Annotated in this window: 20 protein-coding genes; 10 read left to right on the top strand and 10 right to left on the bottom strand. The window is 58.8% G+C overall.

Features of this window, described 5'->3' with window-relative positions:
- Nucleotides 1-3,188, top strand: a 3,188-nt coding sequence (locus tag EV660_RS00625; protein ID WP_168800663.1) for an Ig-like domain-containing protein, incomplete at its 5' end; no start/stop codon positions are given.
- A 44-nt stretch (nucleotides 3,189-3,232) separates the two neighbouring features.
- Here the strand turns inward: EV660_RS00625 and EV660_RS00620 are convergent.
- The 4 genes from EV660_RS00620 to EV660_RS00605 all read right to left on the bottom strand — a co-directional run bounded on the left by EV660_RS00620 (nucleotide 3,233) and on the right by EV660_RS00605 (nucleotide 6,769).
- Nucleotides 3,233-3,901: a sugar transferase gene (locus EV660_RS00620; RefSeq protein WP_071482462.1), complete on the bottom strand. Its 669-nt coding sequence runs from the start codon at nucleotides 3,899-3,901 to the stop codon at nucleotides 3,233-3,235.
- Nucleotides 3,898-4,743 carry an NAD-dependent epimerase/dehydratase family protein gene (locus EV660_RS00615; RefSeq protein WP_269148144.1) on the bottom strand — a complete coding sequence of 282 codons (846 nt, stop codon included), beginning with the start codon at nucleotides 4,741-4,743 and terminating at the stop codon, nucleotides 3,898-3,900. Before EV660_RS00615 ends, EV660_RS00620 begins: the two co-directional genes overlap by 4 nt.
- Nucleotides 4,740-5,816: a polysaccharide biosynthesis/export family protein gene (locus tag EV660_RS00610; protein WP_071482460.1), complete on the bottom strand. Its 1,077-nt coding sequence runs from the start codon at nucleotides 5,814-5,816 to the stop codon at nucleotides 4,740-4,742. The genes EV660_RS00615 and EV660_RS00610 overlap by 4 nt, the downstream gene beginning before the upstream one ends.
- Nucleotides 5,817-5,992: 176 nt before the next feature.
- A complete protein-coding gene (locus EV660_RS00605) occupies nucleotides 5,993-6,769 on the bottom strand; it encodes a transglutaminase-like domain-containing protein (RefSeq protein WP_071482459.1) in 777 nt (258 codons plus the stop codon).
- Between the two features lie 272 nt (nucleotides 6,770-7,041).
- Here EV660_RS00605 and EV660_RS00600 point away from each other — a divergent pair, with 272 nt between their 5' ends.
- Together EV660_RS00600 and EV660_RS00595 are read left to right on the top strand one after the other, a co-directional pair.
- Nucleotides 7,042-8,175: a lipocalin-like domain-containing protein gene (locus EV660_RS00600; protein ID WP_134014052.1), complete on the top strand. Its 1,134-nt coding sequence runs from the start codon at nucleotides 7,042-7,044 to the stop codon at nucleotides 8,173-8,175.
- Nucleotides 8,172-9,608, top strand: a complete 1,437-nt coding sequence (locus tag EV660_RS00595) for a c-type cytochrome (protein WP_071482457.1) — start codon at nucleotides 8,172-8,174, stop codon at nucleotides 9,606-9,608. Before EV660_RS00600 ends, EV660_RS00595 begins: the two co-directional genes overlap by 4 nt.
- 572 nt (nucleotides 9,609-10,180) lie before the next feature.
- Here EV660_RS00595 and hspQ read toward each other — a convergent pair.
- The gene (hspQ, locus tag EV660_RS00590; RefSeq protein ID WP_071482456.1) at nucleotides 10,181-10,507 is read right to left on the bottom strand and encodes a heat shock protein HspQ; all 327 of its coding nucleotides are present in this window, start codon (nucleotides 10,505-10,507) and stop codon (nucleotides 10,181-10,183) included.
- A gap of 279 nt (nucleotides 10,508-10,786) precedes the next feature.
- Here hspQ and EV660_RS00585 point away from each other — a divergent pair, with 279 nt between their 5' ends.
- Together EV660_RS00585 and phbB are read left to right on the top strand one after the other, a co-directional pair.
- A complete protein-coding gene (locus EV660_RS00585) occupies nucleotides 10,787-11,959 on the top strand; it encodes an acetyl-CoA C-acetyltransferase (protein ID WP_071482455.1) in 1,173 nt (390 codons plus the stop codon).
- Between the two features lie 89 nt (nucleotides 11,960-12,048).
- A complete protein-coding gene (gene phbB, locus EV660_RS00580) occupies nucleotides 12,049-12,771 on the top strand; it encodes an acetoacetyl-CoA reductase (RefSeq protein WP_071482454.1) in 723 nt (240 codons plus the stop codon).
- Between the two features lie 68 nt (nucleotides 12,772-12,839).
- On the opposite strand, the gene EV660_RS00575 is transcribed toward phbB, so the two are convergent.
- The 3 genes from EV660_RS00575 to pncA all read right to left on the bottom strand — a co-directional run bounded on the left by EV660_RS00575 (nucleotide 12,840) and on the right by pncA (nucleotide 15,019).
- Nucleotides 12,840-13,007: a YdcH family protein gene (locus EV660_RS00575; protein WP_071482453.1), complete on the bottom strand. Its 168-nt coding sequence runs from the start codon at nucleotides 13,005-13,007 to the stop codon at nucleotides 12,840-12,842.
- A gap of 122 nt (nucleotides 13,008-13,129) precedes the next feature.
- On the bottom strand, nucleotides 13,130-14,419 hold the full coding sequence (pncB, locus tag EV660_RS00570) for a nicotinate phosphoribosyltransferase (protein ID WP_071482452.1): 1,290 nt from the start codon (nucleotides 14,417-14,419) through the stop codon (nucleotides 13,130-13,132).
- A 3-nt stretch (nucleotides 14,420-14,422) separates the two neighbouring features.
- Complete coding sequence (gene pncA, locus EV660_RS00565; RefSeq protein ID WP_071482451.1) at nucleotides 14,423-15,019, bottom strand: bifunctional nicotinamidase/pyrazinamidase; 597 nt, start codon at nucleotides 15,017-15,019, stop codon at nucleotides 14,423-14,425.
- A 99-nt stretch (nucleotides 15,020-15,118) separates the two neighbouring features.
- Here pncA and trhO point away from each other — a divergent pair, with 99 nt between their 5' ends.
- From trhO to EV660_RS00540, 5 genes are all read left to right on the top strand, one after another.
- On the top strand, nucleotides 15,119-16,045 hold the full coding sequence (gene trhO / locus EV660_RS00560) for an oxygen-dependent tRNA uridine(34) hydroxylase TrhO (protein WP_071482450.1): 927 nt from the start codon (nucleotides 15,119-15,121) through the stop codon (nucleotides 16,043-16,045).
- A gap of 113 nt (nucleotides 16,046-16,158) precedes the next feature.
- Nucleotides 16,159-17,733 carry a glycosyltransferase family 2 protein gene (locus EV660_RS00555; protein WP_157798961.1) on the top strand — a complete coding sequence of 525 codons (1,575 nt, stop codon included), beginning with the start codon at nucleotides 16,159-16,161 and terminating at the stop codon, nucleotides 17,731-17,733.
- A gap of 56 nt (nucleotides 17,734-17,789) precedes the next feature.
- Nucleotides 17,790-18,575 (top strand): hypothetical protein, encoded by a 786-nt coding sequence (locus tag EV660_RS00550; RefSeq protein ID WP_100319216.1) that lies wholly within the window; start codon nucleotides 17,790-17,792, stop codon nucleotides 18,573-18,575.
- 5 nt (nucleotides 18,576-18,580) lie between these two features.
- Nucleotides 18,581-19,369, top strand: coding sequence for a sulfotransferase family protein (locus EV660_RS00545; RefSeq protein WP_071482447.1), 789 nt, complete (start codon nucleotides 18,581-18,583; stop codon nucleotides 19,367-19,369).
- A gap of 15 nt (nucleotides 19,370-19,384) precedes the next feature.
- Nucleotides 19,385-21,643 carry a glycosyltransferase gene (locus tag EV660_RS00540; protein WP_071482446.1) on the top strand — a complete coding sequence of 753 codons (2,259 nt, stop codon included), beginning with the start codon at nucleotides 19,385-19,387 and terminating at the stop codon, nucleotides 21,641-21,643.
- Nucleotides 21,644-21,696: 53 nt separating this feature from the next.
- On the opposite strand, the gene EV660_RS00535 is transcribed toward EV660_RS00540, so the two are convergent.
- Entirely contained in the window at nucleotides 21,697-23,262 is a 1,566-nt protein-coding gene (locus EV660_RS00535; RefSeq protein WP_375781707.1) for a trimethylamine methyltransferase family protein, read from the bottom strand.
- A 445-nt stretch (nucleotides 23,263-23,707) separates the two neighbouring features.
- A complete protein-coding gene (locus EV660_RS00530) occupies nucleotides 23,708-24,034 on the bottom strand; it encodes a hypothetical protein (RefSeq protein WP_134014050.1) in 327 nt (108 codons plus the stop codon).
- Nucleotides 24,035-24,131 lie beyond the last annotated feature (97 nt).

Raw genomic sequence — 24,131 nt, 5'->3', positions numbered from 1 at the left:
CCTTCACCTACACGCCGACTACCGGTTTTGCGGGCACTGACCAGTTCACCTATACGATCAGCGATGGCAATGGCGGCACAGACACCGCCACCGTCACCCTGACCGTCGCCCCCAATACCGCGCCCGATGCGGCGAATGACAGCTTCACCGGCGATTTCAACCAGCCCATTGAAGGCGATGTGCTGGCCAATGACAGCGACCCGGATGGCGATGATCTGACCGTGATCGGCAATACCGATCCGCTCAATGGCACTGTCACGGTAAACCAGGACGGCACCTTCACCTACACGCCAGAGACCGGTTTTGCGGGCACTGACCAGTTCACCTACACGATCAGCGATGGCAATGGCGGGACAGATACCGCCACTGTCACCCTGACGGTCGGCGAGAGGCCGAATGAGGCCCCAATCGCGGTTGCGGACACGATCAATGGCCAGGAAGGGGAGCCGATTGAGGGCTCTGTGCTGGACAATGACTCTGACCCGGATGGCGACCCACTGAAGGTCATCGACAATACCGCGCCCTCAAATGGCAAACTCGTCATCGGGACCGACGGCAAGTTTATCTACATCCCTGACGATGGCTTCGCAGGTGAAGACAGCTTCACCTACACGGTCAGCGATGGGAATGGTGGCACCGATACCGCCACTGTCACGCTGAATGTGAATGCGCGACCAGAGGCCAATGACGATATCGTCAACGGGCAGGAAGGCGCGCCGATCGAAGGGGCTGTGCTGGATAACGACACTGATGTGGATGGCGATCCGCTGACGATCATCGGCAATACCGAACCCGAAAACGGCACGCTGCTCCTCAATGATGATGGCACCTTCACCTATGTGCCGGATGACGGTTTCTTCGGCCAGGACAGCTTCACCTACACGGTCAGCGATGGCAATGGCGGGACAGATACCGCCACCGTCACGCTGAATGTGAACGCAGGGCCGGATGCCAATGACGATATCGTCAACGGGCAGGAAGGCGCGCCGATCGAAGGGTCCGTGCTGGACAACGACACGGATGCAGATGGCGATCCGCTGACGATCATCGGCAATACCGAGCCTGAGAACGGCACGCTTGTCCTCAACGAGGATGGCACCTTTACCTATGTGCCCGATGACGGCTTCAGTGGGCAGGACAGCTTCACCTACACGGTCAGCGATGGCAATGGCGGGACAGATACCGCCACCGTCACGCTGAATGTGAACGGGGCACCTGTCGCGGAAGACGATGTTGCCGACGGGGCCTTCAACTCTACGATCGAGGGGTCGGTCCTCGACAATGACAGCGATCCTGATGGCGATGATCTGACCGTGATCGGAAACACAGCACCGGCAAACGGGTCTGTTGTGATCAATGCGAATGGGCAGTTTGTCTATGTTCCGAATGAAGGCTTCAGCGGAGAGGACAGCTTCACCTATACGGTCAGCGATGGGAAAGGTGGCACCGATACAGCGACCGTGACCGTCAATGTCGGCGAGCAACCGAACACGGCGCCAGAGGCCAATGACGATATCGTCAACGGGCAGGAAGGCGCGCCGATCGAAGGGTCCGTGCTGGACAACGACACGGATGCAGATGGCGATCCGCTGACGATCATCGGCAATACCGAGCCTGAGAACGGCACGCTTGTCCTCAACGAGGATGGCACCTTTACCTATGTGCCCGATGACGGCTTCAGTGGGCAGGACAGCTTCACCTACACGGTCAGCGATGGCAATGGCGGGACAGATACCGCCACCGTCACGCTGAATGTGAACGGGGCACCTGTCGCGGAAGACGATGTTGCCGACGGGGCCTTCAACTCTGCGATCGAGGGGTCGGTCCTCGACAATGACAGCGATCCTGATGGCGATGATCTGACCGTGATCGGAAACACAGCACCGGCAAACGGGTCTGTTGTGATCAATGCGAATGGGCAGTTTGTCTATGTTCCGAATGAAGGCTTCAGCGGAGAGGACAGCTTCACCTATACGGTCAGCGATGGGAATGGTGGCACCGATACAGCGACCGTGACTGTCAATGTCGCCGAGAGACCAAACACGGAGCCGGATGCCGAGAACGACTTCTTCTCGGGTGCCTTTAACCAGGCGATAGAGGGGTCCGTTCTCGATAACGACACCGATGCGGATGGCGACCCGCTGACTGTCATTGGCAACACAGACCCTGCGAATGGGACTGTGACGATGAACCCGGACGGGACCTTCACCTACACCCCCAATGATGGCTTCGCAGGTGAGGACAGCTTCACCTACACTATCAGCGACGGGAATGGCGGTCAGGATACGGCGACAGTGAACCTGTTCACTGAGAAAGAATGCGCGCCTGCCAACCGGCCACCCGTGGCGGTGGATGACAAATTCGAAACGATGGGGATCGACAAGGCCTTCGAAGGGAATGTGCTGGACAATGACAGTGACCCGGATGGTGACCCGCTGACTGTCAAGCTGAACACGCAGCCTGCGAACGGCACTGTAACGATGCAGCCGGACGGATCTTTCACATACAAGCCCAATGCAGGCTTTTTCGGGAAGGACACGTTCGAGTATGTTGTCAGCGACGGTAATGGGGGCGCCGATCATGCGACAGTGCATATCACAGTCCCGTGTTTCGCTGCCGGAACGCTGATCGTGACTGCCGAAGGGCCGAAACTGGTCGAGGACATCAAGATCGGCGACAAGGTTCTGACACGCGACGATGGGTTCCAGCAAGTGCGCTGGGCGGGTCAACGGACGCTGGATACCGCGTATCTGACGCGCAATCCCGACTTCGTTTCGGTCCTGATCCGTGCAGGGGCCTTGGGCAACCAGATGCCCAGACGCGATCTGCGAGTTTCACCGGGGCACCGGATGCTGATCAGCGGATATCAGGCCGAGTTGTTGTTTGGTGAGCGTGAAGTACTTGTCGCGGCCTGTGATCTGGTCGGGCAGCCGGGCATTGAACACGATCCGCGCCCGGTCACCTATGTCCATATCATGTTCGACAGCCATCAGATCATCGACTCTGAAGGTGCATGGAGCGAGAGCTTCCAGCCAGCCGATGTCACGTTGAATGGTCTGGACACGCAGCAGCGTGATGAATTGCTTGCGCTATTCCCTGAACTGGCCACGCGCAAAGGTCAGGGCGAATATGCAGCTGCACGCCGGGTTCTGGCGCGTCATGAAAGTTCTGCCTTGCTGTCAATGTAACAGTGTGAAGCAACAATCGTGCAGGGCCCCTTTTGGGGCCCTGTTCACTTTCGGCGGGCGGGCGATGATCCGATCCGCCACCCCCGTGGCAGCCTGCGCCCCCGCACGAATCCAAGCACCCGCGCGCCGGTCAGGAAGATCAACCACAGATCAAAGCCGAGGCTTTGATGGCGCTGATAAATCAGATCGAGTCTGGCTTTGCGTGGCACACATATCCGCGCATAGATCGCATCCGTGGCTTCGGCCGATGTGCTGCGCGTCAATAGCCGTTCCTCATGAGCCGCAAATACAAGACTTGCCAAGCCGGTTATGCCCGGCGGCACGCGTAAAACCTGATCATAGATTTCCGGAAAGCGTTCAACATAAAGGCGCAAAGGCGGGCGCGGCCCCACGAAGCTGACATCGCCACGAAAGATGTTGAATAACTGTGGCAATTCATCCATGCGCGAGCGGCGCAGAATGCGGCCCATCGGCGTTATCCGCGCCAGCTTGTCACCGCCAGAAACACCGCTATCCGACGCGACCATCGACATGCTGCGCAATTTCCATAACGTGAACGCCTGAGTGCTACTGCGCATACGTTCACCACCGAAAAAAACCGGGCGCCCCTGAACCACCCAGAGCAATAGGGCAAGCACACCCAGCAAAGGCAGGATCAGTGGCACCAGCAGGGTTGCAAGGAACAGATCGAATTGCCGTTTTGACCTTGTCACGCAGACCTCCTGTCTGCGCGCCAATCAGCGACAATCGCAGCAGGGTCCGCCGGGGACAGTGGCAGCAGGTCTGCCAGCCGCGTCATATCCAGCACCACCGATTGCAATGCATGCGCAGGTGCTGGATGCCAGTCAAAGGGGAGCGCAGCCTGGCGGCACAGATCCGCCATTTCAACAGCGCCGGGTAGCGCAAGGTTAAGCCTGGTTGGTATATCTGCACCGCAGCAGGCGAGAGATGACAGTGCCTGCAAAAGGCGGGTGAACTCTTTCGGGCCGATATAGGACCGAACCGGCCCACGCCCATCAGCGAATTGATCAAGGGTGTATCTGCTACGCTGCCGCCCAAGCAGCGCGTCAGCGCCTGCAACATTGCCGATACGCAATGCGGTCACACCAACCCCATATCGGGCGGCCAGACCTAGTGCAGCATCCTCCATATCAAGCTTTGCTTGGCCGTAGGCACTCGCGGGGGTGGCTGCGCCATCTTCGTGCAGCGGGCTGTCTGATGCGCCATAAACCGCAGCCGAGGATGACAGAAAGACATGCTTTGCGCCAAGCGCCCTTGCACACTTTATAGCAGCAAGCCCCAGCGCAATATTCATTGAGAGCGCCGCCACCTTTCCCGGCACGATCCCTGCAAGGCTCACCACAGCATCGACGGGGCCACATTCTGGCAGGTCTGACAGCGGATTGAACACATGCACCGAACCATACGGCACGGAACGCGGCGGATTGCTGCGAAACTGCCACAACGGCTGGCCCTGCCCCTCGATCCAGTGACGGCGCAGCATTCCCCCCAAGCGCCCGCTTGCCCCAAGGATAAGGACCCGAGCGGCCGTCACGGCGCTCCAACTGCGCGGCCGAAGCCAAGAATTGCACCGAACAGCGTAAGGACACGTTGCGTGGTTACCGCAGGGGCCTGCGTAGCAAGGACGATATCCCCATCCGCAATCAGGAATTCGTCGGCGCTGAACATCCCGTCGGCCTTTGTCAGATCGAAACTGAACACAACACGCGTATTTGGTGCCCCCCCGGCGCGGGCAACCTCTGCTTCGGTATAGCGACGCAACACAAGAATGCCGCGCGGATCAGCGCGCGTATCTGCGATCCCCCCCATCAGGGAAATGGCACGCAATGCACTGACATCTTCTGCATCGAAGCCGATTATTTCTTCGCGCTGCGCGGCCCCCAATGCCTTGAACGTGCGCCGGTCACTTTCAATCAGCACACTGTCCCCGCCACGGATGGCGGGGTCATGCGCGGGGCTGTCCAACACAAAGCCAAGGGGGCGGCGAAAAACCTGCTGGCCGCGTGTGATCTGCACCTGAGGATTGACAAGCGCCTGATTGATCCCGCCAGCAGCGGCTATCAGGCTGGTCAGGGGCAAGTTGCGTTCATTCAACGGATAGGCACCGGGATTTGCAACACCGCCAAGCATCTGGGCTGAATTGCGCCTGCCTTGGGAAACCTCGGCCTGCACTTGCGCGGATGGGATAATCGCAGTCAGTTGCGACTGTATGCGCAAGCGCGCCTGCTCAAGCGTAAGGCCCCCGACCTGCACCTCGTCGATATAAGGCAAACTTACCCGGCCCGATGCCGATACAAGCACATTTGCGACATCGGCAAACGGACTGTCAGCGGACGCGATAAGAGAGCTTTCTTCTGCATCCCAGATACGCAAGCTAAGCCGGTCGCCAGGCGCAAGAACCTGATCTGTGGGAACGGCCCCGCCTGAGGGCCAGGATGTTGACAACCGGCCATTCGACTTGCCCCATCCGTTATAGGCAGGCAGCCTGTCGCGCGCTACGATTTCAAGAACAAAATCGGCACCTTCGGCACTGGAATTCGCCAGAACCTCGCGCTGTGACGGCGCACCACGCGCCACGCTACACCCAGAAACAACAAACAAAGCCATCCCGCTGATGACATGCCTTCTTGAGATATTTTTATTCAAAAAACCTTCTCCCCGCGGACGCAGACAGCACCTCCCTTGTGATATGTAAAGGCGGCGAGGTCAATTCATGGTATCGCTCTGCCGGATATAACGCGGAATAATGTTGCATTTTGATTCGCCCGGACATGCAAACACCGTCAGGCGCGCGACACACAGACCCGCAACTCGCGGAATTCTGCATGATTTTGGGTTTCAAGGAATGCAACATCACCACAGTCCCGCCCAGCGCCGATCACAATAAGAGTGTTTGGGGTGCTCATCCCGGTTGCATCTACAAGATGCCAGCCCCCCTCCAGCCAAACTTCGGCAACGGCATGGAAATCCTGCGGTGTGACATCGGGGCCATAGCCCGAAACATAGCGGGCCGGAATACCGGCAGCGCGGGCGAAACTGCAAACCAGATGCGCATAATCCCGACAGACCCCTTCGCGCGCGTTGTATGTGTCCATTGCACTGGTCGACGCGTCCGAACTGCCCGGAACATAGGAAAGCGCGGCACCAACCCAGTCACGCATTGCCGCGACCATTGCCCCACCGTGCAGATGCGCGAAGTTCTTTGAAACAATTTGCCCGAACATGTCCGAGGGGCAAAAGCGAGAGGGGCGCAGATAGGGCAGAGCCTCGGCAGGCAAAGCGTCCATTGGTGACGCAGCAAGCTGCTCCAATGCTCTGTCTGCGCGGGTGACCTTCACGCTTGCCGCGTAGCGCGTCTGCAAGCGATTGTTCGAAACACGCGCCAATATGCGTTGGTCCAGCGGGTCCACGGCCCCCAGTTTGCGCAGTTCTGCGCCCCGAATGTCTAGCGCACTGCCAAGAATATGCTGTCCGTGTTGTTTGGCCGCCTCGATCATCAGCAGGGCCGCATCGCCCTGCGTCAGGTCAAAATCCAGAACGACGTCAATATCCAGCTGCATGAAGACCCTTTTTGGCACAAATGGTTTAATCCGGACAACAAAGAAACACGGCCGGGCGAAGTTGGTTCAGCGAAATTCATGGTTTTGCATTTGGCATCGGGGCGTCTGGTATCTCTTGTTCAGCGCTGGCACAGACAGCATCTGTGCGCCTTTGGCATATTTCCCCCCTGCGCTACAAGGCGCAAACTCGCAATGCGGCGGGCTTGGTTTGGAAGCGCGACGGAATAGTTTACCCTGCAAAGGGCGATGATCGTGATACAGGAGCAACGAGAGTGACCAGACCACGCCTATGGACCGCAGCAATCGCCGCAGTCTGCGCGAGCCTTGCCGCCGGGATGTGGTTCTTGCAATCTGACACAAGGCCAGAAACCACGCAAACACAGATTAACTGGATGGAGGCCATGGCAAGCCTGTCGCAAGACGGGTTCGAACGGCCAGAACAGGCAAGGCCACTGGACTGGCCACAAGATCATGCAGCCCACCCCTCTGCCCGATCCGAGGCGTGGCTGATCTCCGCGCATCTGCAAGGACCAGAGGGGACACCCGTCAATGTTCAGTTTTCCATGACTCGAATCGGGTTGGTACCGCCCGGCAGCCATGCAGATACAGCGCCATCCATCTGGGAATTGCGCGACATTTACCGTGCGCATCTGATTGCGACAGATGGAACGCAAGGCATTGCCGAAGAAAGGTTTGGACGTGGATTGTCGGGTCAGGCCGGGTTTGATGACGCGTTGCAGCAGTTACATTTCGACAACTGGACCCTTACTTTCCCGGATGACAGCCCGACGGATAGCTGGCAATTCACCGCGACGGCTGATGATTTTGCCGTCACGCTGGACCTGCAACCCGGCAAAACACCGATCAGCCCAGAGGGCAGCGACGCCCCGTTTCGCGGATATGCCTTTACCCGGCTGGATGTGACGGGGACATTCGACATGGCCGGGGTCGGACAGCCAGTTACAGGAACGGCATGGTTCGAACATGCATGGGGCGAATTGCCCTTGCCGGGGGCTGGCCCCGTCTTTTCTGACAGGCTGCTGCTGCATCTCGATAATGGTGACGATCTGTCAGTTATTGTATCGCAACGCAGTGACGGGCGGGGCGCGCCCACCGTGGATGCAGCCCTGATCGCGGCGGATGGATCACCACGTCCACTTGGGGGCGAAATGTCGCAGGTTTCATTTCCGCGACTGTGGCAAGGTGCACAGATCGAATGGCCGGTGGTATGGGCGATCAAGCTGGATGACGCGCTGGAATTGCAAGTTACCGCCGTCTCTGACACGCAAGAGCACGCATTCACGCCACTCATCTGGTCAGGGTTGGTTCATGCTGAAGGCCAGTTGGACGGGCGGCCAGTACGTGGGACAGGTATCTTGCAGCTTTCGGGAGAAAGGCAGCCATGACACGCAAACCCCTTGTTTACACAGTGTCGGCGCTACTCGCGGGCGGTCTGGCCGCAGGACTGTGGGCGCTGGCCGGCCTGCCGCTACCTTTTGGCCCGGACCCCGACAGGTCCCGTTCTCCAACCGGGCGGGTGGCAGAGTCCCCCCAGCGCGCGGGTGATCCACAGGCCGGGTACACGGCGCTGGTCAATCAGCCCTATGTCAGTTGCGGCATGCCTTATTCTGCTTATCGCCGCATTGCTCCCGAAACCGACCCTGCAATGCTGCTGCCGGGCCGCACCGGGCGCAATGCTGAACTGCCATATTTCCTGACAGCGCATGTCAATGATGCGGGCGTCGAGGTAGTTTCGAATAACTGTCTGGTCTGCCACGCCGGGCGCATCGGGGATGAGGTTGTTGTCGGGCTGGGCGATGCTTTTGCCGATTTCACCACTGACCCGCGCCAGCTTGTCACGCAGGTTGGCCGCTATGTGCAGGGACCAGACGAAAGCGCGGCCTGGCAGCTTTGGGCAGACCGGATTGACGGGATCGCGCCCTATATCCAGACCAGCACGATTGGAATGAACCCCGCCACCAATCTGAGCTGGGCCTTGATGGCGCATCGTGATGCGCGCACGATGGAGTGGTCGCAAGACCCGCTGCTCGACCCGCCCCAGAACACACCTGTTCCGCTGCGCACCCCGCCTTGGTGGTGGATGGGCAAGAAAAATGCGATGTTCTACACCACAATCGGGCGCGGGGATCATTCGCGCTACATGATTTTCGCATCAATGCTCTGCGCAGATAGCGTCGAGGAACTGGCCGAGATTGACAGCTATGCGCCTGACATTCGCGCCTATCTGGCTGACCTGACACCGCCCGCCTATCCCTATCCGATCGACCGGCAACTGGCCGCGCAGGGGCAAGACCTGTTCATGTCGGAATGTGCCAGTTGTCACGGCACCTATGGCGACACACACAGCTACCCCAACCGCATTGTCCCGCTGGATGAAATCGGCACAGACCCGCTTTATGCGCAAACCATGACCGATGGCAGCCTTGACCGCTTTTATGACTGGGTAGATCGCTCCCCTCATGGGGGCACAGTGCGTGCAGCCCCCGCCGAAGGCTATATCGCGCCCCCGCTGGACGGGATATGGGCCGCAGCGCCCTATCTGCATAACGGATCGGTCCCCAACCTCGCGGCACTTCTGGACAGCCGGTTGCGCCCCACCTTCTGGCGGCATGTCACACCACAGGACTACGACCCCGAGGCGATGGGCTGGCGCAGTGAAACCCTGGAGGCAGGCAAGGATTCTGTCCCCGCAGGCACAGAGAGGGCGCGGGTTTATGACACCACACGCCCCGGCTATGGGAATTCAGGCCATACATTCGCTGACCGGCTCAGCGACACACAGCGGCAGGCGCTGTTGGAATACCTGAAAACGCTGTGACAGTCATCCTGACACAGGACATGCATCAGCACGCCAACAAAAGCCGCGGCCCTTGCATTCAGACAGCGGGGCCAAATTACGAATGCGTTCTTGTCTTGGTTGCAGAAAAAGGTCGCTGCAAGTCGCCAGGCCGCCCCTTCGACACGACGCTGCGCGCCCAAACCCTCGGTGCTATCGCACGGCGTCTTGTGCCAAGCGACGACAGCCTTCAATGCAGCAGCTGGTGTTCGCCACCTGACGAATGTTTCCCGCGCCCTCTGCGATGCTTTCACGAGGGGCGGCTATGCGGGACTTTGGCTTCATTCGGTTGCGCGGAGTCAAGGCCGAAGGCCGCCGCGCATCGCCGGGCCGCACCCACGGCACGGCGTTTGGGCTGCCCCAAGCGCTCAGATCAGATCTCGCAGGGACTTGGCCAGCATAAAGCGCTACAGATTCAACCTTGGATCGCCGCACCGCGGCCCGTCGCTGCGCGGCTTGTCGAAACCATCCACCGTCCGCAACGCCCTCTCCAAGCTGTCGTCGGGTATCGTATGCCTGACGGCAAACACTCGTGCACCACGCCAGATGGCTGGTCAGTTCATATGGATTTGCAGCGGGTAATGGCCATTGTGGAATTCGCCAAATATCTCGCTCAGGTCGGGGTGCTCTACCGGCTCACCCGACTCATCGGGAACAAGATTCTGCTCGGACACATAGGCGACATAGAAGCTTTCATCATTCTCTGCCAGAAGATGATAAAATGGCTGGTCCCTGCGAGGCCGCGCTTCTTCCGGGATTGAATGATACCATTCTTCGGTATTCGCAAATTTGGGGTCGACATCAAAAATCACCCCGCGAAACGGGTGCTTTTTATGGCGCACGATCTGCCCCAGATGATATTTTGCAAGCTGACGTTCCATGTCACTCCTTTCACACTTTTTTAATTGTTGAAGGGCGCGATGTCCATGCCTGCGAACAGGATTCCCGGAAACAAACTGTGACCCACAGTCGAACAAAGGCCCCTTGATCCAAAGCTAAGAGCTTGCGGGAATTCGCCATTGCGGGCGTTTGCGCCAGCATTCGGCGCAGCGCCGTTGCACTGTGTCTGCATCCTGTTACAAACATCGGGGAATACAATCGTCTGATGGGCGCGATGTCCGCGTTGGTCAGAATACCGGGAAATAGAGAGAGGAGATCACATGACCAATGTTGTTATCGTTTCCGCGGCACGAACGGCCGTCGGTTCGTTTGGCGGTTCATTTGCAAACACCCCCGCCCATGATCTGGGCGCAGCTGTCCTTCAGGCTGTGGTCGAGCGGGCAGGCGTGGACAAGGCAGAGGTGTCTGAAACCATCCTGGGGCAGGTTCTGACCGCAGGTCAGGGGCAGAACCCCGCGCGTCAGGCGCATGTCAATGCGGGCCTGCCGATTGAGTCTGCGGCATGGTCGATCAATCAGGTGTGCGGGTCCGGACTGCGTGCCGTCGCACTTGGCGCACAGCATATCCAGTTGGGCGATGCAGAGATCGTTCTGGCGGGCGGGCAAGAGAATATGTCCATGAGTCAGCACGCCGCCCTGATGCGCACCGGCCAGAAGATGGGCGACATGAAGCTGATCGACACCATGATCCGTGACGGGTTGTGGGATGCGTTCAACGGCTACCATATGGGCCAGACTGCCGAGAATGTTGCCGAGAAATGGCAGATCACCCGCGAAGAGCAGGACACATTCGCCGTGGCCAGCCAGAACAAGGCCGAAGCCGCCCAGAAATCCGGTAAGTTTGCGGATGAGATAGCGGCCTTTACCGTCAAGACCCGCAAGGGCGACATTGTGGTGGATCAGGATGAATACATCCGCCACGGCGCAACGATGGAAGCCATGCAAAAGCTGCGCCCCGCCTTTACCAAGGATGGGTCGGTTACTGCCGCCAATGCTTCGGGGCTGAATGATGGTGCCGCCGCCGTCATGCTGATGAGCGCGCAAGAGGCTGAGAAGCGCGGTCTGACCCCGCTGGCACGCATTGCAAGCTACGCCACGGCCGGGCTGGACCCCGCGATCATGGGGGTTGGGCCGGTCAATGCCAGCCGCAAGGCGCTGGCCAAGGCTGGCTGGACGCCAGAAGATCTGGACCTGATCGAGGCCAATGAAGCCTTTGCCGCGCAGGCCTGTGCCGTGAACAAGGAAATGGGCTGGGATGTGGACAAGGTCAATGTGAATGGCGGCGCCATTGCAATCGGGCACCCTATCGGCGCCTCTGGTTGCCGCATCCTGAACACGCTTCTGTTCGAAATGCAGCGCCGCGATGCCAAGAAGGGCCTGGCAACGCTGTGCATTGGTGGCGGCATGGGTGTCGCCATGTGTCTGGAACGCTAAGCAAAAAAGGTTGCGCAACAATCTTGCGCAACCTGCCCGCGTTCGATAACAGATATTGCGACGACCTAAACCCCTGAGGAGGAGTAGACATGGCAAGAGTGGCATTGGTCACGGGCGGATCGCGCGGCATTGGCGCTGCGATTTCAAAGGAACTGGCGGAAAAGGGTTACACGGTTGCGGCAACCTATGCCGGCAATGACGAGGCCGCCGCCAAATTCACGGCAGAGACTGGCATCAAGACCTACAAATGGAACGCCGCCGATTACGAAGCCTCCAAGGCGGGCCTGGCGCAGGTAGAAGCTGATCTGGGGCCGATTGAGGTTGTGGTTGCCAATGCGGGCATTACCCGCGACGCGCCGTTCCACAAGATGACGCCAGAGCAGTGGAAAGAGGTGATCGACACCAATCTGACCGGCGTGTTCAACACGGTGCACCCGATCTGGCCCGGCATGCGTGAACGCAAATTCGGGCGCGTGGTGGTGATTTCCTCGATCAACGGTCAGAAAGGCCAGTTTGGTCAGGTGAATTATGCCGCGACCAAGGCAGGTGATCTGGGTATCGTCAAATCACTGGCGCAGGAAGGGGCGCGGTTCGGCATTACCGCCAATGCGGTTTGTCCCGGTTATATCGCCACAGAGATGGTCATGGCGGTGCCCGAGAAAGTGCGCGAGAGCATTATCGCAGGCATTCCCGCCGGGCGTCTGGGCGAACCGGAAGAAATCGCGCGTTGTGTGGCGTTTCTGGTCGCCGATGATGCGGGCTTTATCAACGGCTCGACGATCAGCGCGAATGGCGCGCAGTTCTTCGTCTGACAAGACCTGAACAAAACAAAACGGCCCGCGTTATGCGGGCCGTTTGCATATAGAGTGGAAAGAGCCGGTCAGGCGTGCGAAAGACGCTCGATTTCTTCTTTCAGGCGGAGTTTCTGCTTCTTCAGATCGGCGATATGCAGGTCGTCAGTTCCCGGGCTGCGCTGGGCCACCTCGACCTTTTCAGAGAGATGCTCATGCTTTCTGCGCAATTCTGCGATGTGAGAACCTAATGACATCTAAATTCCTCCTACACTGATGAAAGTGACTTCATTGCACCACAGCTGAGGGCAAGTGTCACCAAAAATCGGTGTGAGAAAACCGGACATCCGCCAGTTTTCGCCAACAGAGTTAAGCGTGTCTAGACGACTACATCCTGCGCCACTTGCGGTCCAACTTCGAAGACCCGCTTATAGCGCTGGATTTCCTCCTTCGGGCCCATTGCCTTGTGGGGGTTGTCCGACAATTTCACCGTTGGGCGGCCATTTGCCGAAACGGCCTTGCAGACCAGTGAAAACGGCGCAAGCCCATCATCGGGCGCAAGGTTGCGGAAGTCATTTGTCAACAAGGTGCCCCAGCCAAAGCTGGTTTTCACCCGCCCAGCGAATCGGCTGTGCAAGTCTTTGATCCGCGCCACGTCCAACCCGTCAGAGAAGATCACCAATTTCTCTCGCGGGTCTTGTCCGCGATCTTTCCACCAACGGATGGCGATTTCTGCTGCGGCTGCCGGGTCGCCCGAATCGATGCGGATGCCTGTCCAGTCTGACAGCCAGTCTGGCGCACGGCTGAGGAACCCTTCGGTGCCGAAAGTGTCAGGCAGGATAATCCGCAGATTGCCGGAATGCTCGGCCTGCCAGTCGGCCAGAACCTGATAGGGGCTATCGGCCAACTCCGCGTCATTCTTTGCAAGGGCGGCATACACCATCGGCAGTTCATGCGCGTTGGTGCCAATCGCCTCGACCTCGCGGCGCATGGCGATCAGGCAATTGGACGTTCCCGCAAAACCAGCGCCCAACCCTTCGGTCATGGCCTGAACGCACCAGTCCTGCCAGAGAAAAGAATGCCGCCGACGTGTTCCGAAATCTGCAATCCGCACATTTTCCAGCGCTTGCAACTGCTCGATCTTTTCCCAGACGCGGGTCATGGCACGCGCGTAAAGCACCTGTAGTTCAAAGCGTTTCATCCGTCCCAGAACGGCGCGAGAGCGCAGTTCCATCAGCACGGCCAGCGCGGGTATCTCCCACAGCATTGCTTCGCACCATGTCCCCTGAAATGTCAGCTCATACTGATCGCCGACGCGTTCCAGATGATAGGGTGGCAAGCGAAAATTCTCGAACCACTCCATGAAATCGGGACGGAACATCTGGCGTTTGCCGTAAAAGGTGTTGCCGCGCAGAAAGGTGGATTCGCCGCGTGACAGGGACAAGGCGCGAATATGGTCCAACTGTTCGCGCAACTCTCCCTCGTCGATAAGTTTCGCCAGGGGGATATGCGTGGCGCGGTTGATCAAGCTGAACGTCACCTGCGTTTGCGGATGGTTGGAAAAAACCGACTGGCACATCAGCAGCTTGTAGAAATCGGTATCGATCAAGGACCGGATGATCGGGTCCATCTTCCAGCGATGGTTGTAAACGCGGGTTGCAATATCCATCGGTTATACCAGTGTCACACCTGCCGCGCGCATCGCATCCTCCGCCTGCGCCATTGATCCGTCATGATCTATGCTGCGGCACAGCCCCGTTAACACGCGGACGCTGAAACCAAGCTTTGCCGCGTCTATCGCTGACCATGCCACGCAAAAATCTGTCGCCAGCCCGACAAATTCCAACTCTGTCAGGCCACGGCTGCGCAAATACCCTTCCAGCCCGGTGGGGGTGCGCTGGTCGTTTTCGAAAAAGGCAGAATAGCTGTCAATCTGATGCCGGAACCCTTTGCGGATAATCAGATCGGCGCGGTCCGTATTCAGTTCGGGGTGAAATTCCGCCCCTCGCGTCCCTTGCACGCAGTGGTCCGGCCACAAGACCTGCGGTCCATAGGGCATGTCGATCACCTCCAGCGGGGCGCGGCCTGCATGCTGGCTGGCGAAAGACGAATGTTGTGCCGGGTGCCAGTCCTGCGTCAGGACCACGGCACTGGCCCCGGACATCTTCGCGTTTATGTCCGCGACAATCTGATCACCGCCGGTAACGGCCAATGCACCACCGGGGCAAAAGTCGTTTTGCATGTCGATCACGATCAAAGCGTGGTTCATGGCGCGGCCCTCCTGCTGTGCTCAAGGGCTAAGGGGCGCAGGCGCTGGCGTCAATCCTCCTCTCTTGCACGGGGGCGCAGAGCGCAGTAAAGCACGCATATGTTTACCATTGCTGCACTTTACCATTTCACCCGATTTGATGACCCCGCCGCCCTGCGCGCCCCCTTGCTGGCGCTTGCGGATAAGCACGGCATCAGAGGCTCGCTTTTATTGGCGCGTGAGGGGATCAACGGCACAATTGCGGGCACACGCGGCGGTATTGACGCGGTTTTGGCCCATATTCGGGCGCTACCGGGATGTGACGGGCTAGAATGGAAAGAAAGCCACGCGGAAACCATGCCTTTCGGGCGCCTGAAAGTGCGCCTGAAGCGCGAGATCGTCACCATGGGCCAGCCCGATGTGGACCCGCGCGCGCGTGTCGGCCATTATGTCGCGCCCGAAGACTGGAACGCGTTGATTTCCGCGCCCGACGTTGCCGTTATCGACACCCGCAACGATTATGAGGTGGCTATCGGAACTTTTGAAGGCGCGATTGACCCCGGCACCCGGTCTTTTGGCGAATTCCCGCAATGGTGGGAAGAAAACAAACACCGCTTTCACAACAAACGTATTGCAATGTTCTGCACAGGCGGCATTCGGTGCGAGAAATCGACCAATTACCTGTTGGGTCAGGGCGTCGAGGATGTCTTTCACCTGAAGGGCGGCATCCTGAAATACCTTGAAGAGGTGCCGGAAGACAAAAGCATGTGGAACGGGGCCTGTTTCGTCTTCGACCAGCGGGTATCGGTCGAACACGGGTTGAAGCCCGGGCCCCATATCATGTGCCATGCCTGCCGCCGCCCCCTTTGGCCCGAGGATCGCGACCGCCCTGAATATGAAGCGGGTGTGCAGTGCCATCTATGCGTGGATGAATTTACCCCTGAACGCCGCGAAGCCTTTCGCGAACGACAGCGCCAGATTCACTTGACCCGTGCGCGGGGATACGAGCATCTTGGGCCGCGAAAAAAGCAGGATCAGGCGCAATAAAGACGACGCAAGGAACACACCAATACGATTTACAATTTAACGGTACCTCTGGCTTTATTGACGAATTGGTGCTTGCATAACATGGTATTTTTTATGACCTGACTGGAGTGATCGTGGCCGATTTGTCAACACCGTCCGTCGGCGTGGTAATCCGCACCAAGGACCGACCTGTTTTTGTGAAACGCGCGCTGGCGAGTGTTCTGGCGCAGGTGCATCGGAATTTCCACATTATTCTTGTCAATGATGGTGGTGACATCGCTCAATTACGTGAAGCGATTGCTTCGGCCGAAAACCTGTCCCTGCCCCAGGACCGCTTTACCCTTCTTGACCTCAATCCCGGCCAGGGGCGTTCGGCTGCATTCAATCGCGGCGTTGAAGCGCTAAGTACCGAATTTGTCACCTGTCTTGATGATGATGACACATGGGACGCCGAATTCTTGTCGGCCCTGCTGGTCTTTTTCGCCGACACGGCCCCTTCGGTGCCGGAATTGGGTGGGGTCGGTGCACGCGTCACCGCGTTGAAGGAAGAAATCATCGGCACCGGGCCGGATACGGAAATTCGCGTTATCGGCGAAGACAGCCTGCCACCTGCATTCCACCGCGGCGAGTTTTTTCTGAATGCCCTGGCCTATGCGTGCTATCGGCAGGATATCTACCCGGTTCAATGGATGATGCGCCGCGACGCGGTGCTACAGATCGGCGGATTTCCGGAAAACTTTGATGTCATGGAAGATCGTGCTTTCATGAATCGATTTCTGTCACGCTGGCGCGTGGCCATTCTGGACAGAAAACTCGCATACCACCACCGCCGCGAAAAACGCGCAGATGATCGAACCCGCAATGTACTGCTGAACACACTCGACAACCCGTCCTATGACTGGCGCTATTTCGCGGATCTGGCGAAACCGCCAATTGATCTGCGGGAAAACTCGGTACAGGCAAGGCTCTTGCTTGGGATAGCCTCTGACCTGCTGAGCGAGGTGAATTATGAAACCAGCGCGATCTGGCAAAAGGTCGATGGGGAAATGCGCGCGCTGCGGTCTCAGTTGGAAGAAGACAGAAAGACCCTGACTCTGCATTTGGAAAACGCGGTGCAGCATGAGAATGCTTCCCCAGCCAGCACTGTCAAGTCCAAAGGGGGCGGGGCCAGCGTTGCGAGCACTGCAACTGTAGACTCAGCGGTTTTCGACATTTGGCAGGTCTATTCAGCACGGGAACATGCGCAGTATATCACGCCAAACTCCCCTTTCGCCGAGCGGCTGAGCATTTCGATCAATGATGCGCAATATGGGCTATTGATGCATGTCTCGCCTCATAAGCGCAAGATGATGATCCAGATCGGGGATACAGCAGACTGGGCCGCGCTGGAGTTGCGCCTTGATGGACTGGCCCCCGCCGGCCAGGGGTTGCGATGCCGCATCGGCGTTAATGCCATTGAGGACTATCTGTTCGAAACCGCCCTGCAGCATGGGTTGCGAAGTCGCTCTGATGAAATGCTTTATGAAAGCGGTGGCTTCATGGTTCATTCATGCGATGCGGGTAATGCAGGAATTATTACCCGCGATATTCCGGCAAAATGGTTGCATGATGTCATTGAACCAAAACTCTCGATCATCTTTCCCCGGCGTTGCCACAACTTCCGCTTCATCTGCACCCATCTTACACTTGAGCCGCTTGGGCCGGTTTGACAGCAAGCAGCAACAGCCATATCGTGCCGCAAGCCTTGCAGAGCAGGTCAAGCATAGTGCCTGAACAGATACCAGAGTTTGCCGTCCGCACGGACCGTGGCGCGGATGTGTTCCGCCGCGTAGACACTCCAAGCGAGCGCCGCCATCACTATGAATGTATCGCGACAGTCTTTGAGGAGGGGGGGGCGCCGCAAGTCATCGCCTATCATCAGCAGGCACGACAAAACCCCGAGCGTATGATCGCAGCCGCAACACGCTTGCGCGAGATGACAGCCCTTGGCCATGTGTTTTCTCTGGGCGACCCGCGCAGCTACCCTGTCCCGGATACTCCGCGCGCGCGGCTTGAGTTGCTGCTGTATCTTGATTTCTTCCGCCAATGGCAGATCAAGGAACTTGAAATTGCGCGGATCACCAACCTGATCCAGTCTGGCGGACAATTGAAACCACCTGACATCTCTCGACTTTTCAGGCTGCTGCTGGATTACAACCAGCTTTCACATGCCCCGTTTTTCATCGAGGCATTTCTGCCCTATCTTCTGCACATATCGCAGCAGAAGAAAGATGACAGATGGCAGAATGCGGCATATTCCTTGCGTATGGTAGGCGATCTGCAACTGCGCGCCGGGCAGGCAAAGTCCTCGCTGGCGTCTTACGAGGCATCCATCGCGTTGGGCGATAACGCATTCCGGCGCGGCCTTGCGGTTCAGGCGGCCTATGCCGCAGGCGACAAGGGCGCAGCCCTGCACCACATTGAAAATTACGAGCGGCAGTGGCGATTGCCAGAACCGCTTGCCAAGATAAAAACCGCTATCACGTCCCCTGATCCCGGAGAACCTATTTGACCCATATGAACCGCGAGAATTGCGCTGATATACTTTGTATCGGCGCACAGAAAGCTTCGACCAGTTGGTTGCACCATGTGTTGAATGCGCATCCATCGACCTATGCATTCCCGAATTCGGAGCCGGTCACCTCGACCACGAAAGAAGCGCATTTCTGGGACTGGAACCATCATCGCGGCGCGGACTGGTATCGCGATTTGCTCTGCCCCCCGGAACCAGAGCGCCTGTCGATGGATTTCACACCCGAATATTCCATGATGTCAGACACGCAGATTGAGGAATGCAAGCACCTGAACCCCAACGCGCGGGTCATCTATGTGCTGCGCGACCCCTTGGCGCGCGCCATTTCCGCCCTGCGTATGCATACGCTGTGGCGCAGCAAGGACAAGGACGCCGAGCAGGTCGAGATCACTTTTGACGACGGGTTTCTGAACCTCATCGAAGAAGCCCGCATTTTTGCGATGAGTTCCTATGTCGCGAATTACCGACGTTGGGCCAAACACTATGATAACATCCTTGTTCTGAACTACGAGGACATCATCGCCGACGCTGACGCCGTCATAAGACGGCTCTATGCGCATTGCGGGCTGGATGTGGACACGATGCCACAAGACGCCCGCGCCGAATTCGACAAGCGGATGCAAAAGCGGGTCTGGGCCAGCGTGCCCTATTCGGTTGACCGGGATGTAAAGTATTTCCTTCATGGCTGGCTCTGGCCGAAACGGCAGGCCTGCGAGAAAGAGTTCGGGATCAAGTTCCAAGAGTATCAAGATGTGCTTGGCAGCGGGGCCTGAAGCGCCGGTCGCACAATGACGGTGCCCCCCATCGCGGGCGCAGGGCTGGCGCAGGATTTGTGGCATGCGCCTTTGTCGGATCGCGCAGCGCCTGAAAGGGCGATGCTTGAGGCGCTGCGCGGCGGCGCGTCCTATGACGACGTGAAATCGGGGTTGCAGCGGCTTTTGCAATTTGGCCTGCCCGGTGACAAGGTCTCCGCGCAAGCACAGGCGCGTTGGCCAAATTCCATCGACATGGCGCTGCTGGCCTTCGATCTTGCGCCACCCGCGAAAAAAGACGCCGCGCTTAAGGTGCTGCATAACTGCGTTATCCGCGAAAACCGCCGCCGCGCCGCGCTGGCAGGGGCCTATCTGCGCGCCAATCTTCCCGCGCGCGCACAAGATGTGCTTGACGGGATTGACCCATCCTCTGCCACCGCTGCCGAAGACATCCGGCGCCGCGCCGAGCTGGCGCTGGCGTCAGGCGATTTCAAGCGCGCTGAAGCGGATATTGACGCCCTAGGCCGCCCCCCTCTCTCTCGCGCAACCGATCTGCTTCAGATGCAGCTTTGTTATCGGCGTGACGGTGTGACAGCCCTTCAGGAATGGTTGACCGACCACCCCGCCCCGTCAGTCGCCATATGGCAAAGTGCTTTTCATATCTTCATCTCTGAAGGGGATTTTGAACTCACCCCTCAGGCACTGGCCAAATGGCAGGACAGTCCAAACGTGAATCCAACATTGCTCAGTCGGGCGCAGACACGACTGGCGCTGGAATGCGGCGATGAACCGCGCGCAAGGGGGCTGCTGGACGACAGGCTTTGCGGACAAAACCCTTGGCAATGGACGGCAACAGACCATGTGCAATGGCTTCGTTGCGGGCAATTGGCACAACAAGACCCTGCGCGTTTGCTGGACCAAGCCCGCGCGGCCAGCCGCGTCCACAACCGCCATAACTGGTTGCACCACCTATACCGCCACCTGCGCGAAGCGGTCGAAGACTGGCTGGTTTTGGCAAATGAGAGGGCCACCACGGCGAACAGTCTTGAAAGCGCATTGATTGCTGCCCGCGCAGCCTTGCGCATGGGGTTGTCAGGGCAAGCTGCAGGTGTGCTTGCACAGGCGCGGCGATCTGCCCCGACATCCTCACAGCGCAGCCGCTTGATGTCGCTGCGCGCCGAAGCATTCTGGATGGCCGGACGCATTCCTGCTGCCATAAAGGCACAGCAAGCCGCAGATGACATGGCCGTTGATGCAGCCCAGAAGGCCGAAGTCAGTTTCTTGGGCGCGGAAATCGCTTTGATTGAGGGCGACGCGGCCAAGGCTACAGCGATGCTTGCGCCAACAGCAAAGAAATTCCCCAAGCGCATGGCCCTGCCCCTGACGCAAGCGCGGATCGCATTCATGCAGGGAGAATTTGCCAGCGCCGTCGCAGAACACGCGCGCTTCAATCACCTGAAGCTGGCCCAAACCGGAACCCCCGCCCCGCCAGACGTGCGCGACCGCATAACAGAAGATGCGCTAGTTGCCGCGCAGGGCATCGAGGCTGCGTTTTCGCCCGCGCTTTCGCTTGCGCAAACGGTCGCGCAAGCGGGTCTTGAGCGCATCATCGCTGCGCCCGGACTGTCGGCCTGCCTGCTGCGCCGTGCGCATATGCGGGGGGAATTGCCGTTCCGGCCTGACCGCAGCGCACATATTCCCCGCCAGATCGCGCATTACTGGCAAGGCCCCCGTGGCCCCGCGATCGGACGCGCGCGCGCACAATGGGCGCGGCTGCATCCCGACTTTCGCCAGCATGAATTCGATGCTGAAACAGCGACTGACTGGATATACCAGAATTTCGGTCCAGATATGACAAAGCGGTTTCAGAGCCTTGAACAAGCGGCCTTGCGGGCCGATCTGTTCCGCCTGTGTTGGATCTTGCGAGAGGGCGGGATTTTCGCGGATCTGGACGAATACCCGCGCATTCCTGTCACCCCTTGGCTGGATGGTGCGCGCGCGGTTCTGGTTGTCGAGCGCGGGTTTGGTACGATTGCCAACAATTTTCTTGCAGCAGAGCCGAACCATCCCGTTTGCGCCAAGGCGTTGGATTTTGTCTGCACGGCACTGGACCTGTCAGATGCACCTTATGCATGGTGGCATAGTGGTCCGGCCCAATGGACGCGCGCCGCCTTCGCGCATCTGGTCAAGGATGGCGGCACGGATACGCGCCTGCTGTCGCAGGGGCAGTATTGCCGTCGCGTTGCAACCAACCTGCCCTACCCACATAAACGCAGCCCCGATCACTGGCGGTAGCGCGCATAGAAGCTCGCGCGTTGGGGTTTGCCGGGAGAAGGCTATCAGCCCGATCAAAAATCTGTCGGCGCGCCCCCTTCAGCTTTGCGGCGGGCGACAAATTCGCGCAATTCTTCACGTATACCCTCGTCCATTGGTGGTGGAGAAAAGCTGTCAACAATATTGCGGTATATCCGATGGGCGCGGGCAACCGTATCGGTCGCGCCGTCACGCTCCCATGCCTCATAGTTGCGCCAATCCGACGCGATGGGGGAATAGAAGGCCGTCTCATATCGCTCTTGCGTGTGCTGGACGCCGAAGAAATGCCCGCCAGCGCCAACCTCGCGGATCGCATCCAGTGCAAGATCATCAGGCGTGGTCGCACTCAGCGCGGGGTCAAAATAGCGCTGGATCATTTGCAGCATCTCGCAATCCATCACGAATTTCTCGGGGCTGGCCATCAACCCGCCCTCTAGCCAACCAGCGGCGTGATAGACGATGTTGGACCCAGACTGCACCGCCGCCCACAGGCTGTTGCAAGTCTCCCACATGGCCTGCGCATCGGGTATATTGGCCGTGCACACACCCGAAGATCGCATTGGCAACCTGTAGCGGCGTGCCAGTTGGCCCGTCATCTGGGTCGCGCGCATGTATTCGGGCGTGCCGAAAGCCGGCGCACCAGAACGCATATCGACATTCGAGGTGAAGGTTCCGATTACCACAGGCGCGCCGGGCGCGGCATACTGGATCAGGGCAATGGCACAAAGTGCTTCGGCCAGGGATTGTGCGACCGCCCCCGCCAGAGTGACAGGGGCCATTGCACCCGCCAGTGTAAACGGTGTCACGATCACGGGCTGGCCGCGCCGTGCCAGCCGCAAGGCCCCGTCGATCATGGGGAAATCATGGCGCAGAGGTGAGACAGAGTTGATATTCGTGAACATGCGCGGCGCGGCGTCAAACTCTGCATGGCTCAACCCGCCCGCGATGCGCACCATTTCCATCGCATCCTCAACCCGTTCGCGGCCAAGGCTGTAGGCATGCACGGGTTTGTCGGTCAGCAACAACTTCTGTTCGATACAGTCCAGATGACGGATGGCGGGGTGAAGGTCGACCGGTTCGACCGGATAGCCGCCGACCAGATGAATGCAATTGAACACCTGTGTCAGCATCAGAAATTCGCGGTAACTCTCAAAATCACCTGTGCGTTTTCCGCGGATCATATCCCATGTCGAGGGCGGAGAAGAGACGTTGACGAATGCCATATGCGCCCCGCCAATCGGCACAGCGCGGGCAGGGTTGCGCGGTGTGATAGTAAAACCGGCAGGCGCGCGGGCCAGCATGTCCATGACGAAATCAGCGTCCATGCGCACATTGGCGCCTTCAACCCGGCAGCCCGCATGCCGAAACAGGGCCAATGCCTCTTCATTCAGGAATTCGACGCCGATTTCGGCCAGAATATACAGCGCGCCCTGATGGATCGCCTCGCATCCGTCTTCGTTCAAGGGGGTTGTCGGCTGGTCAGTGTTGCAAGGCACGGACCACGGCATCTGATCCAGCCGGAAGGTATCGCTGCGCCGCGCATTGCCGCCACGACCGCCATGACGGCGGGCGCGCTGGGGTGCTGGGGTATCCATTGCCATGCGACCCTCCGTGCATGTGCCACTCTACAGACGCTAGCGATGTCAAGGGGAGCGCGACAAGCGGAGTGTTGTCAGCAGGGCTGTGGTGTTGGGGAACGGCGGCAAAGGAGGGGCGTTGCGGACGGTGGATGGTTTCGACAAGCCGCGCAGCGACGGGCCGCGGTGCGGCGATCCACGGTTGAATCTGTAGCGCTTTATGCTGGCCAAGTCCTTGAGAGATATGATCTGAGTGCTGGGGGCAGCCAAATCGCCGTGCCGTGGGGGCGGCCCGGCGATGCGCGGCGGCCTTCGGCCTTGATTCCGCGCAACCGAATGACGCCAAAGTCCCGCAAAGCTGACTTTTGTCACCCGTGGCAGCGCTTTGTTTCAGCTACGGAACACCAGCGTTCCGATAAAAAAAGCCGAGCAGCATTGCCCGGCTTTTTTCGCCCTTCGAAAAGGTTTTTCATTCTGCTGCGATCGCATGACTTTGCGGGGTGTCATCCTCCACCAGTTCAAGAACCTCTCTGGTAATTTCGGCGTTTCGCTGCGCGCGCAAGGCAAGGTCTTCGACATCAAGCGCCAATGTCTTGTGCGACAGGCCCAGCCGGTTCAACTGCCCCTCAGACAGGCGCATCAGGTTTGCGGTGATGATGGTCATGTCACGCTCTCGCAGCCATGCATCATAAGCGCCCGGCTGACGGTACCGCACGCGCCCCCAAAGGCTGATGACCCCATGCTTGCGTAGGCTTGGGCGGGCAGGCTGCGGATGGTTGGTCGAGGTCATGGACATGGTATCCTCCTTTTGTTGATACCGCACTAACGCCTGCGCGCCGGGTTTCATCCCCAGCTCGCTTTTTGGTGAGAAAATTCTTCAGCATGACCTGCGC

Origin of the sequence: Roseinatronobacter bogoriensis DSM 18756 (genome assembly GCF_004366635.1) — a bacterium.
GTDB lineage: Bacteria > Pseudomonadota > Alphaproteobacteria > Rhodobacterales > Rhodobacteraceae > Roseinatronobacter > Roseinatronobacter bogoriensis.
Note: the sequence above shows the minus strand (reverse complement) of the source record. Positions and strands in the feature narration are given on the sequence as shown.

What these genes read in the sequence shown, in the direction of transcription:
- EV660_RS00610 (WP_071482460.1), bottom strand. Translation starts at nt 5,816, where the DNA reads ATGGCTTTGTTTGTTGTTTCTGGGTGTAGCGTGGCGCGTGGTGCGCCG.
- EV660_RS00605 (WP_071482459.1), bottom strand. Translation starts at nt 6,769, where the DNA reads ATGCAGCTGGATATTGACGTCGTTCTGGATTTTGACCTGACGCAGGGC.
- EV660_RS00595 (WP_071482457.1), top strand. Translation starts at nt 8,172, where the DNA reads ATGACACGCAAACCCCTTGTTTACACAGTGTCGGCGCTACTCGCGGGC.
- hspQ (WP_071482456.1), bottom strand. Translation starts at nt 10,507, where the DNA reads ATGGAACGTCAGCTTGCAAAATATCATCTGGGGCAGATCGTGCGCCAT.
- EV660_RS00585 (WP_071482455.1), top strand. Translation starts at nt 10,787, where the DNA reads ATGACCAATGTTGTTATCGTTTCCGCGGCACGAACGGCCGTCGGTTCG.
- phbB (WP_071482454.1), top strand. Translation starts at nt 12,049, where the DNA reads ATGGCAAGAGTGGCATTGGTCACGGGCGGATCGCGCGGCATTGGCGCT.
- EV660_RS00575 (WP_071482453.1), bottom strand. Translation starts at nt 13,007, where the DNA reads ATGTCATTAGGTTCTCACATCGCAGAATTGCGCAGAAAGCATGAGCAT.
- pncB (WP_071482452.1), bottom strand. Translation starts at nt 14,419, where the DNA reads ATGGATATTGCAACCCGCGTTTACAACCATCGCTGGAAGATGGACCCG.
- pncA (WP_071482451.1), bottom strand. Translation starts at nt 15,019, where the DNA reads ATGAACCACGCTTTGATCGTGATCGACATGCAAAACGACTTTTGCCCC.
- trhO (WP_071482450.1), top strand. Translation starts at nt 15,119, where the DNA reads ATGTTTACCATTGCTGCACTTTACCATTTCACCCGATTTGATGACCCC.
- EV660_RS00545 (WP_071482447.1), top strand. Translation starts at nt 18,581, where the DNA reads ATGAACCGCGAGAATTGCGCTGATATACTTTGTATCGGCGCACAGAAA.
- EV660_RS00540 (WP_071482446.1), top strand. Translation starts at nt 19,385, where the DNA reads ATGACGGTGCCCCCCATCGCGGGCGCAGGGCTGGCGCAGGATTTGTGG.
- EV660_RS00535 (WP_375781707.1), bottom strand. Translation starts at nt 23,262, where the DNA reads ATGGCAATGGATACCCCAGCACCCCAGCGCGCCCGCCGTCATGGCGGT.
- EV660_RS00530 (WP_134014050.1), bottom strand. Translation starts at nt 24,034, where the DNA reads ATGTCCATGACCTCGACCAACCATCCGCAGCCTGCCCGCCCAAGCCTA.